Below are 10641 nucleotides of genomic sequence, written 5' to 3'. Positions count from 1 at the left end.
CCCCCGGCCTCGCGCCCGGCCCCGGCCCGGGTTAGGACAGGTGGCGGTGCAGGTCGGTGAGGCGGCCGGCGGCGGCCAGGACGGCCTCGGCCAGGCCGGGCAGCCGGTCGTCGCCGAACCGCACCGAGGGGCCCTGCAGCGCCACGGCCGCGAACACGCGCCCGCCGCCGTCGCGGACCGGGGCGGCGACCGCGCGGACCCCGGCCAGCCGCTCCTCGTCGTTGACGGAGAAGCCGCGGTCGCGGACGCGTGCCAGGTCGGCGTCCAGTTCCGTGCGGGTGGTGAGGGTGGCGGGGGTGTAGCGCAGGTACGGCTCGCGCATCGCGACGGGGCCGTCGCCGTAGGCCAGCAGCGCCTTGCCCATCGCGCAGGTGTGGATGGGGTTGCGGTCGCCGGGCGGCTGGTCGTAGCGCAGCGGGTGCAGCGAGGGCAGGTGCAGCATGACCGCGACCTCGTCGCCGGCCCGCACGCCGAGGCTGACCGCCTCGCCCGTCCCGTCGCGCAGCGCGGTCAGCTCGGGCTGCAGCAGGGTGGCGCCCATCCGCTCCAGCGCCAGGCGGCCGAGGATCGCGGTGGTGGGGCCGAGGAAGTACCGCTCGGACGCCGGGTCCCGCGCCAGCATCCCGGTGGCGTGCAGGGCGTGCACGATGCGGTGCGCGGTGCTGACCGACAGCCCGAGCCGGTGCGCGATCTCGGTCGGGGTCTGCCGGGCGGCGCCCTCGAACGAGCGCAGGACCGCCACCGACCGGTCCACCGTCTGCGTGCCCGGTTTCGGGTGCTGTGTCCCTTCCGCTCGGTCGTCCGTCACGCGTCCCATCCTCCCACCGCGCGGGACGGGCCTCCCGGCGGGGCGTGCGATAGTGGGCGCGTGGCACCCGACACTCCGGTACGCGCGGCGCGTTCCTCCAGCGGCCCGTCCAGCAGTCGGTCACGGAGCCGCGGGAGGGCGGCGCGCCCGTCGCCGTCGCTGACCGTCCGGCACGGGATCGGGTTCGCGCGGAACCCGTGCGCGAGCCTGCTGCGCCTGTACGCCGAGGCGGGCACGGTCGCCTCGGTCGGGACGCGCCGCAGACCGTTCGTGCACCTGTTCGGCCCCGGAGCCAACGCGTTCGTGTTCGCCAACTCCGGCCTGTTCCGGTGGCGGGAGGCGTTCGACCTGCTGGTGCCGGTGAACGGCGAGACCGCGCTGATCGTCAGCGACGGCGCCGACCACCGGCGGCGCCGCCGGCTGGTCCAGCCGGCGTTCCACCACCGGCGCGTCGCCGGGTACGTGGCGCGGATCGCCGCCAACACCGACGCGGCGCTGGAGGCGTGGGCGCCCGGCCGGACCCTGGACGCCTACGCCGAGCTGCGGGCGGTGATCCGGCGCAGCACCGTCGAGGTGCTGTTCGGCGACCGGCTCGCCGCCGACAGCGAGGTGATCGGGGGGCGGCTGCAGGTGGCGCTGGCCGCCATCGACCGCAACTTCGTGCTGCAGATGATGCTGCGGTCCTTCCCCAACCCCTACATGCGGCGCGTCGCCGCGTCCCGCGCCCAGGTCGCCCGGCGGGTGGACGAGGAGGCCGAGCGGCGCCTGGCCGAGGGCGGCGAGCACGACGACGTCCTGGCGATGCTGCTGGCCGCCCGCGACGAGGACGGGACGGGCCTGACCCGCCAGGAGCTGCAGGACCAGGTCATCAGCCTCATCTCGGCCGGCTACGACACCACCAGCGCCGCGATGGCATGGGCGGTGCACGCGCTGCTGGCGCATCCGGACGCCGCCGAGCGGGCACGCCGGGAGGTCGCCGAGGTGGTCGGCGACCGCCCCGTGCAGGCCGCCGACCTGCCCGCGCTCACCTACCTGGACGGGGTGGTGAACGAGACGCTGCGGCTGTTCCCGCCCGCCGTGCTCAGCGCCCGCGTCCCGGTCGAGGACTTCACCTACGCCGGGCACCGGATCCCGGCGGGCGCGATGGTGTTCTACTCCCCGTTCGTCACCCACCGGATGCCGGAGGTGTGGCCGCAGGCGGGACGGTTCCGCCCGGAGCGGTGGGACCCGTCCTGCGAGCTGTACCGCCCCGCCACGCCGTCGACGTTCCTGCCGTTCGGCGGCGGCCCGCACCGCTGCATCGGCTCGACGCTGGCGACCGTGGAGATCAAGACGATGCTGGCGTGCCTGCTGCGCCGCACCCGGCTGCGGCTGGTCTCCACCGCCGCGACCCCGACGAGCGTGACCGCGATGCGGCCGCGCGGCGGTCTGCCCGTCCGGGTCCTGTGACCGTCAGCTCTGCCGCAGGCAGACGCAGAAGGGGTGCCCGGCAGGGTCGGTGAGGACGCGCCACCGGTCCCCGCCGGGCTGGAAGTCCGGCCTCCCGCCGCCGAGGCCGGTGACGGCCGCCTCGGCCTTGTCGAGGTCGTCGACGTAGAAGTCGAGGTGGGACTGCTGGGGCCGGTCCCCTTCCGGCCAGGTCGGGGCCTGGTGGCCGGTGACGCCCTGGAAGTAGACGTCCAGGCCGCTCGGCAGCTTGACCGCGGCGGCCTCGGGGGTGTCGTAGGTGACCTCGCCGCCGGTGACCGCCGCGTAGAACGCCGCGAGGGCCGGCGGCTCCGGGCAGTCGATGTTGACGGCGATGAACTCCGCGAAACCGGACATGTATGTGCTCCTCCGTTGATCGGTACGACCCCAAGGCTGCCAGCCGTACCTGCCACCTTCTGTCAGGTACGCGGACTGACGGCATGCGGGTCTAGCCGGCGGCGCGCGACAGGCGGGCGGCCATCGCGGCCAGGCGCTCGCGCAGCTCGGCCGGCTCGCGGACCTCGAAGGCGATGTCGAGGTAGGCGATGCGCAGCGCCGTCCACTCCAGCGAGTCGGGGGCGGTGCGCAGGACGCAGCTGCGGTCGTCGACCGGCTCGACCTCGGCGCCGGTCACCCGGAACCGGTCGGCCAGCTCGTGCGCCGGGGCGTGCACGAGCAGCACCGCGCGCCGCAGCGGACGCGACCGCGCCAGCGAGCGGGTGACGAAGGCGGCGGCGTCGTCGGCGGGGAGCTCGCGCGGCGGGAACCGCACCCCGGTCGGCGCCGGGGACGACACGCGGTCGACGCGGAACGTCCGCCAGTCCTCGCGGCCGGCGTCGAACGCGACCAGGTACCAGCGGCGCCCGGCCGACACCAGCCCGTATGGCTCGGTGAGGCGGCGGGTGTCCCCGTCGCCGGCGTCGCGGTAGGCGAAGCGGACGCGTTCGCGGTCGCGGCACGCGGCGGCCAGCACGGTGAGGGTCTCCGGGTCGGCGGACGGCCCGGCGGGCGGCCCGGTCAGCGGGGTCGTGGCGGCGTGCAGGGCGGTGACGCGGCGCCGCAGCCGGGCGGGCAGGACCTGCTCCAGCTTGGCCAGGGCGCGCACGGACGCCTCCCCGATGCCCTCGACCGCTCCCCCGGTCGCCGCGCGCAGCCCGACGGCGATCGCGACGGCCTCCTCGTCGTCCAGCAGCAGCGGCGGCATCGCCGCGCCGGCCTCCAGCCCGTAGCCGCCGGCCGCGCCGAGGGTGGCGTGGACGGGGTAGCCGAGGCCGCGCAGGCGCTCGACGTCGCGGCGGACGGTGCGCGGGCTGACGCCCAGGCGCTCGCACAGCTCGGGCCCGCTCCACTCGCGGCGGGCCTGCAGCAGGGACAGCAGCCGCAGGAGGCGTTCGGACGACATGGCCCCAGTATGCGGGTGAAGGAGGCCAGGTCCTGACCTCATTGGTGTTTAGCGTGGCGGGCATGAACGGGGACCACATCGTCATCACCGGGGCCAGGACCAACAACCTCAAGGACGTGTCGCTGCGCATCCCGAAGAACCGCCTGGTCGTGTTCACGGGCGTGTCCGGGTCGGGCAAGTCGTCGATCGTGTTCGGGACGCTCGCGGCCGAGTCGCAGCGGCAGCTGGGCGAGACGCTCAGCTGGTTCGCCCGCGACCGGATGCCCAAGCGGGAGCGCCCGGACGCCGACGTCATCGACCGCCTGACCCCCGCCGTCGTCGTCGACCAGCGGCCGATCGGCGGGAACGCCCGCTCCACGGTCGGCACGATCACCGACATCTCCCCCGTCCTGCGGGTGCTGTTCTCCAGGCACGGGACGCCCAGCGCCGGGGAGGCCGCCGCGTACTCCTTCAACGACCCGCGCGGCATGTGCCCCGAGTGCGACGGCCTCGGGCACGTCGCCCGCGTCGACCTGGACCGGTTCCTCGACACCGGGCGGTCGCTGAACGAGGGCGCGGTGAACTTCCCGCCGTTCGGCCCCGGCACGTTCGTGTGGCAGCTGTACGCCGAGTCGGGCCTGTTCGACCCGGACAAGCCGCTGCGCGACTTCACCCCGGACGAGTGGGACCTGCTGCTGCACGGCAAGGGTTTCCGGGTGCCGCGCCTGAACCGGACCGGGTCGATGGGCCACAACGCCTACGAGGGCATGCTGGAGCGGTTCCACCGCCTCTACGTCCGGCGCGACATCGCGTCCCTGCCGGCGAAGGCGCGGGACGCGGCCCGCCGCGTCGTCCGCGAGGAGACCTGCCCGGCCTGCGGCGGCGCGCGGCTCAACGCGGCGGCGCTGGCGTCCCGGATCGGCGGCCGCACCATCGGCGGCCACAACATCGCCGACCTGCACCGGATGGAGACCGGCGACCTGGTCGCCGCGCTCGGCGAGATCACCGACCCGGTCGCGGCGCGCGTCGCGGACGCGGCCATCGCGCGGCTGCGGCGGCTGGCCGACATCGGCCTGTCCTACCTCACCCTGGACCGCGCGACCCGGACGCTGTCGGGCGGGGAGGCGCAGCGGCTCAAGGTCGTCCGGCACCTGGGGTCCAGCCTGGCCGGGATGACCTACATCTTCGACGAGCCCAGCGCCGGCATGCACGCCCGCGACGTCGACCGGCTGAACGCGCTGCTGCTGCGGCTGCGCGACAAGGGCAACACCGTGCTGGTCGTCGAGCACGACCCGGCCGTCATCGGCGCCGCCGACCATGTGATCGACATGGGGCCGGGTGCGGGCGTGCACGGCGGCGAGGTGGTGTTCACCGGGACGGTCGGGCGGCTGCGCGGCGCCGCCACCCCGACCGGCCGTGCGCTGCGCCGGGCCGCGCCGGTCAAGGCCGTGTTCCGGGAGCCGTCCGGGTGGCTGACGGTCGCCGGCGCCCGCGCCAACAACCTCAAGGACGTGACCGCGCGGTTCCCCACGGGCGTCCTCACGGTGGTGTCGGGTGTGGCGGGGTCGGGCAAGAGCACCCTGGTCGCGGAGCTGGTGTCCGGCCGGCCGGACGCGGTGGTGGTGGACCAGTCGGCGATCGCGGCGTCCCGCCGGTCCAGCCCCGCCACGTTCATCGGGATCATGGACCCGCTGCGGCGCCTGTTCGCGCGGGCGACCGGCGCCGATCCGGCGCTGTTCAGCCACAACTCCAAGGGCGCCTGCCCGGAGTGCGACGGCAACGGCGTCATCGTGACCGACCTGGCGTTCATGGACCCCGTCACGACCACGTGCGGGGAGTGCGGCGGCGGCCGGTACCGGGCGGAGGTCCTGGCGCACACGCTGCGGGGCCGCACGATCGTGGACGTGCTGGCGATGACGGCCGAGGAGGCCCTGGCGTTCTTCCGCGATCCCGCCGGGCCGGCCGAGCGCGGGATCGCCGTGCGGCTGCGCGCCCTCGCCGAGGCGGGCCTCGGGTACCTGGCGCTCGGGCGGCCGCTCGGGTCGCTGTCGGGCGGCGAGCGGCAGCGCCTCAAGCTGGCGGCGCGGCTGCACCGCACCGGGACGGTCTACGTGCTGGACGAGCCGACGACGGGCCTGCACATGTCCGATGTCGGCGCGCTGCTGGCCCTGCTGGACCGCCTCGTCGACGGCGGCGCCACCGTCATCGTCGTCGAGCACGACCTGCACGTCGTCGGGCACGCGGACTGGGTGATCGACCTCGGCCCGGGCGGCGGCCGGCACGGCGGCGAGGTCGTGTTCGCCGGCACTCCGGCCGGGCTGCTGGACGCCGGTTCGTCGGTCACGGCGCGGTTCCTGCCGCGGCCTCGCCGGGGAGGCCGCGGGCGTGTAACGCCGGCGACCCGGATCCGATCTCCGGACGGGAAGGATCCGATCATGGCACTGCGCCCCCGCACGTCCGCCGCCCTCCTGACCGCCGCCGTCCTGGCCGCCGCTGCCACCGTGTCGCTGGCGGCCCCCGTCCCCGCGCGGGCCGCCCCGCCCGCCTGGGAGCCGTCCCCACTGCGGGTGGCGCACGGGGACATCGTCGACGCCGGCGGCCGGACGGTGCTGCTGCGCGGCGCCAACGTCAACCAGCTCGCCGACTACGCCGCGAACGACCCGGCGCTGCCCACGGTGGTGCCGCTGACGCGGGACGACTTCGCGCAGATGGCGTCGCTGGGGTTCGACGTCGTCCGGCTGAACCTGTCGTGGTCGGCGCTGGAGCCGCGTCCCGGCGCGTTCGACACCGGCTATGTCGCGCGGATCGGGAAGGCGGTGCGCGACGCCGCCGACCACGGCATGTACACGGTGCTGGACATGCATCAGGACGCGTGGGGCAAGGCGGTCGGCACCCCGCCGGGAACGTCCTGCCCGCCGTTGCTGGACCGGGCGCGCGGCTGGGACGGAGCGCCCGCGTGGGCGACGCTCACGGGCGGCCTGACCACCTGCACGCTGGGCGGTGTCCGGGAGGCGTCCCCGGCGGTCGCGCAGGCGTTCCAGAACTTCTACGACGACGCCGGCGGCGTGCAGGCGCATCTGGTGCGCACGTGGGCGCGGCTGGCGGCGGCGTTCGCCGACGAGCCCGCCGTCGCCGGATACGACCTGCTCAACGAGCCCAACCCGGGGCTGCGGCTGCCCGGCGACCCGCAGCTCGGCCGGTTCTACGGCCGGGCGATCGCGGCGATCAGGACGGCGGAGCGCGCCGCGGGCGGCCCGCCGCGGCTGATGGTCGTCGAGCCGTCGGCGCTGTGGTCGGCGCTCGGCGCGGACGCGCTGCCGTCCCGGGAGGCGGTCCGCGACGACCGCCTCGTGTTCTCCCCGCACCTGTACAACGAGTCGATCGCGCTGGACCCGTCGGGGACGCTCATCTCGATCGAGCGGGGGTTCGCGCTGGCCCGCGCCGCCGCCGGCCACTACGGGGCGGCGCTGTGGCCGGGCGAGTGGGGCTGGTTCGGCGACCCGGCCTCGGACGGTCCGCGGGTCGCCCGGTACGCGGCGGCCGAGGACGCGAACCGGGCGGGCGGCGCGTGGTGGGTGTGGCGGCAGGCGTGCGGGGACCCGCACAGCATCGGCGACGGCGGCGCCACGACGGCCGGCGGCCTGAACCGGCTCCGCTGCCCGGACGGGACGCCGCTGGGCCGCCCGGCCGCGTTCACCGGGCCGCTGTCGCGCCCGTTCCCGCGGGCCGCGCCCGGGCGGCTGACCGCGCTGTCGGCGTCGTCGTCGCCGCGGCGGCTGTCGCTGGCCGGCACGGCCGGGTCTTCGGGGAGCTGCCGGCTGGACGTGTGGGTGCCGGGCACGGCCCGCCCGGACCTCACCGCGTCCGGCGTGGCGTCGCTGCGCGCGGTGCGGGTGCCGGGCGGCTGGCGGGTCGCCGGCTGCGCGACCGGCGCCTACCGCCTCCAGGCCCGCTGACCTGGCCGCCGCTTATCCGGCCGCCGCCCATCCGGCTGCCGCCGGCCTAGTTGTCGGGGACGAGCCGGGCGGGGAACCCGCCGGTCGCGATCGGCCCCCACTGCTCGATGGTGACGCGGATCAGGGACTTGTCCTGGCGGCGCATCGCCTCCCGGTACTCGTCCCAGTCGGGGTGCTCCCCGGCGATGCAGCGGTAGTAGCCGACGAGCGCGTCGGCGGCGTCGGGCATGTCGATGACCTCGGCGGTCCCGTCGGCCTGCACGTAGGGGCCGTTGAACTCGTCGGACAGCACGCACACCGACACGCGGGCGTCGCGGCGGGCGTTGCGGGCCTTGGCGCGTTCGGGGTAGGTGGAGATCACGATGCGTCCGCCGTCGTCGACGCCGCAGGTCACCGGCGACATCTGGGGGCGCCCGTCGGAGCGGACGGTGGACAGGACGGCATGGTGGCGGGGACGCAGGAACTCCAGCAGCTCGGAGCGGTCGACGCGGTTCGCGGTGGCGATGGAAGGAGCCATGCCCGCAACATTAGGGAACCGGCCGCCGATGAGTTCCCGCGCGCCGCGCCGTCTACCCGTTCAAATCCCGATTCCAGGAGGGCGAGATGAGCGAACGTGAACCCGCCGAGGCCCGCGACCTCGACATCTACGGCGGCGGACGGCTGGCGTGGGGCACCGTCCGGGACGCGCTGACGGCGGCGCTGCCGAAGGCGGAGACGCCGGTGTTCCTCGGCACGGTGCGGCCGGACGGCCGCCCGCACTCGGCGGGCGTCGGCGCGCTGTGGTACGGCGGCGACCTTTACGTGGTCAGCGGCCCCGGCACGCGCAAGTCGCGGAACATGGCGGAGAACCCGGCGGGCACCATCTCGGTGCGGACGCCGGTCGCGGACGTGGTGCTGGAGGGCGACCTGGAGCGGGTCACCGATCCGGCCGTCCTGGAGCCGGTCGCGGCCGGGTACCGGGAGGGCGGCTGGCCGGCGCGGGTGGACGGCGACGCGTTCACCGCGCCCTACAGTGCGCAGAGCGCCGGCCGGCCGCCCTGGTACCTCTACCGGTTCACCTTCCACACGGTGTTCGCGGTGGGCACGGTGGAGCCGTACGGCGCGATGCGGTGGCGTTTCACCCGCTGACGGCGGCCGGTGGCGATCGGCCGGGGGCGTGCCGACTTTGGTCTACGGGCGGTGGCCGTTCGGGCGTTGGCCCGGCCGTGTCCGCTGGTGAGACTGGTGGGCATGGCAGGGGGAATTTCGCTGAACGGCACGCCCGCGGGCCGCTGGACGCTCGTCCACGACGGCCGCCGGCTGGAGGTCGAGACGGGACGCGCGGGCTGGGACCATGTCGCGCGCCTTTACGTCGACGGCGGCCGCGCCGGGGAGGCGACGGGGTTCCCGAGGGCCGCGCTGCCCTTCGGGGAGATGACGGTGGCGGTCGTGTTCGACGTCCTCGGCCTGGTCGACGGCCAGGCCGCGCGGTGCGAGCTGCGGCCGCCCGACCCTGGCGGGGACGACGACGCAGACGGCGCCGGGGAGCCGGTGGCGTTCGAGGCGCCCGCGGGGACGCGGGCGGCGAGGCGGGAGGCGCTCGCGCGGGCGCATCCCGCCCTGTACGCCTCGCGGCATGTAGCGGCGGCAACGGCGAAGGTGCTGTTCCCGCTGCTGGGGCTGGGCGCGCTGGTGAAGGTCCTGCTCGACAGGGTCCCGCGCCCGGACGTGCGCATCCCCGACATCGATCCGCCGTCGCCGCCGTGGGGCGACATTCCCTGGCCGGACGTCCCGTGGCCGGATCTGCCGGATCTGCCGGATCTGCCGGACGTGTCGGCGCCGGCGTGGGCGGGCGCGGTCGTGGCGGCGGCGAAGTTCGTGGTGCCGGTCCTGATCGCGGCGGGGGTGGCGGCCAAGGAGGTGGAGCGGCGCAAGCGGTCAGCCGCTCAGCAGGGCGAACAGGCCGGCGCAGGTGAGGGCGACCATGGCGGCGGCGACGGGGAGCTGTCCGCGCAGGGCCCGGCCGGGGGCGCGCAGGGCGAGGTCGTGGGCGGTGATGGTGCCGGCGATGTGCCCGAGGACGATGGCGTTGACCTGGACCTGCGCGGTGAGGGCGGGTCCGGCGAGGTCGTAGTCGACGCGGTTGCCGGTGGAGCCGAGCAGGTTCAGCCCGGTACCGAACGGGTCGCTGGCGAGGATGAAGGTCGTCTGCCCTTCCAGGACGAGGAAGGAGAAGTAGTGCGCGACGGTGTAGCCGAGGGCGATCGGGAGCAGGGCGGCGGCGAACCGTCCGGGCAGCGCGGCCGGGTCCTGGCCGGTCAGGCGGGCGCTGAGCCGCAGCGCCGCGACGTACAGGACGGTGACTGAGCCGATGGCGGCGGCGAGCCCCAAGGTTCCGGCGGGGATGCTGGCCGGGTCGACGTTGTCGCGCCAGTAAGTGGTGCGGGTGATGCCGTCGAACCCGGTGGAGCCGATCAGCACGCACGCGGTGGCGGTGAGGCCGGGGTCGGGGCCGTCCGCCATGAGGCCGGTCAGGGGGGTGCGCAGGACGAGCGTCCCGTCGCCGCGGCGCCCGAGCGGGCAGATCCGGGCGAGCAGGCTGGAGTAGGCCTCGAACCCGTCGCCGCGGGTGAACCAGTCGCGGCCGAACCACCAGGCCAGGGCGAGGTTGGCGGCCGCGTAGGCGACGATGAGGGTGCCGACGACGCGCGGGTCGGACCGGTGCGGCGCGACCAGTTCCAGCCACACGAACCCGGTGAGCCAGCCGGCGGCGGGCCAGTACCCGAGCCGGGGCGGGAGCGCCCGCCGGCCCGCGGCCGGTGTGCGGGTGAGGCGGCACAGGGCGGTGTGCAGGGTCCGCAGCGGGTTGACGCGCCGCCACACGGGCCCGAGTAGGACGCCGGCGGGGACGAGCCCGACCCAGAACGTCACGAACAGCGCCCAGGGCGCGAGGTTGGCGTCGTCGGCGGGCGGCCCGGCGAACGCGACGGCGACGACGAGGGCGGACGCGGCCAGCGCCAGGGCGCGTCCCGCGGTGGTGAGGGCGGGGG

The 10641-nt window shown here is 75.8% G+C and carries 8 protein-coding genes; 3 read left to right on the top strand and 5 right to left on the bottom strand.

From position 1 onward, the window contains the following. Window positions 1-31: 31 nt before the first annotated feature. The gene (locus tag E1293_RS39025; protein WP_165978589.1) at window positions 32-808 is read right to left on the bottom strand and encodes an IclR family transcriptional regulator; all 777 of its coding nucleotides are present in this window, start codon (window positions 806-808) and stop codon (window positions 32-34) included. A gap of 60 nt (window positions 809-868) precedes the next feature. On the opposite strand from E1293_RS39025, the gene E1293_RS39020 reads away from it, so the two are divergent. Further along, the gene (locus tag E1293_RS39020) at window positions 869-2257 is read left to right on the top strand and encodes a cytochrome P450 (protein WP_243717216.1); all 1389 of its coding nucleotides are present in this window, start codon (window positions 869-871) and stop codon (window positions 2255-2257) included. Between the two features lie 3 nt (window positions 2258-2260). Here the strand turns inward: E1293_RS39020 and E1293_RS39015 are convergent, their stop codons facing one another. After that, window positions 2261-2632, bottom strand: coding sequence for a VOC family protein (locus tag E1293_RS39015; RefSeq protein WP_132203842.1), 372 nt, complete (start codon window positions 2630-2632; stop codon window positions 2261-2263). 91 nt (window positions 2633-2723) lie between these two features. Then, window positions 2724-3677: a helix-turn-helix transcriptional regulator gene (locus E1293_RS39010; RefSeq protein ID WP_132203840.1), complete on the bottom strand. Its 954-nt coding sequence runs from the start codon at window positions 3675-3677 to the stop codon at window positions 2724-2726. 62 nt (window positions 3678-3739) lie between these two features. Here E1293_RS39010 and E1293_RS50570 point away from each other — a divergent pair, with 62 nt between their 5' ends. Then, window positions 3740-7612, top strand: a complete 3873-nt coding sequence (locus E1293_RS50570) for an ATP-binding cassette domain-containing protein (protein WP_132203838.1) — start codon at window positions 3740-3742, stop codon at window positions 7610-7612. 46 nt (window positions 7613-7658) lie between these two features. On the opposite strand, the gene E1293_RS39000 is transcribed toward E1293_RS50570, so the two are convergent. Then, complete coding sequence (locus tag E1293_RS39000) at window positions 7659-8129, bottom strand: PPOX class F420-dependent oxidoreductase (protein ID WP_132203836.1); 471 nt, start codon at window positions 8127-8129, stop codon at window positions 7659-7661. A gap of 86 nt (window positions 8130-8215) precedes the next feature. Between E1293_RS39000 and E1293_RS50340 the strand changes: the two genes are divergently transcribed. After that, a complete protein-coding gene (locus E1293_RS50340) occupies window positions 8216-8740 on the top strand; it encodes a pyridoxamine 5'-phosphate oxidase family protein (protein WP_132203834.1) in 525 nt (174 codons plus the stop codon). Window positions 8741-9529: 789 nt separating this feature from the next. Here E1293_RS50340 and E1293_RS38990 read toward each other — a convergent pair. Then, window positions 9530-10641: hypothetical protein (locus E1293_RS38990; protein WP_132203832.1), on the bottom strand; the 1112-nt coding region annotated here is incomplete at its 5' end.

Origin of the sequence: Actinomadura darangshiensis (genome assembly GCF_004349235.1) — a bacterium.
Lineage (GTDB): Bacteria > Actinomycetota > Actinomycetes > Streptosporangiales > Streptosporangiaceae > Spirillospora > Spirillospora darangshiensis.
Note: the sequence above shows the minus strand (reverse complement) of the source record. Positions and strands in the feature narration are given on the sequence as shown.

Coding starts and splice junctions, on each gene's coding strand:
- E1293_RS39015 (WP_132203842.1), bottom strand. CDS start 2,632: ATGTCCGGTTTCGCGGAGTTCATCGCCGTCAACATCGACTGCCCGGAG.
- E1293_RS50570 (WP_132203838.1), top strand. CDS start 3,740: ATGAACGGGGACCACATCGTCATCACCGGGGCCAGGACCAACAACCTC.
- E1293_RS39010 (WP_132203840.1), bottom strand. CDS start 3,677: ATGTCGTCCGAACGCCTCCTGCGGCTGCTGTCCCTGCTGCAGGCCCGC.
- E1293_RS50340 (WP_132203834.1), top strand. CDS start 8,216: ATGAGCGAACGTGAACCCGCCGAGGCCCGCGACCTCGACATCTACGGC.
- E1293_RS39000 (WP_132203836.1), bottom strand. CDS start 8,129: ATGGCTCCTTCCATCGCCACCGCGAACCGCGTCGACCGCTCCGAGCTG.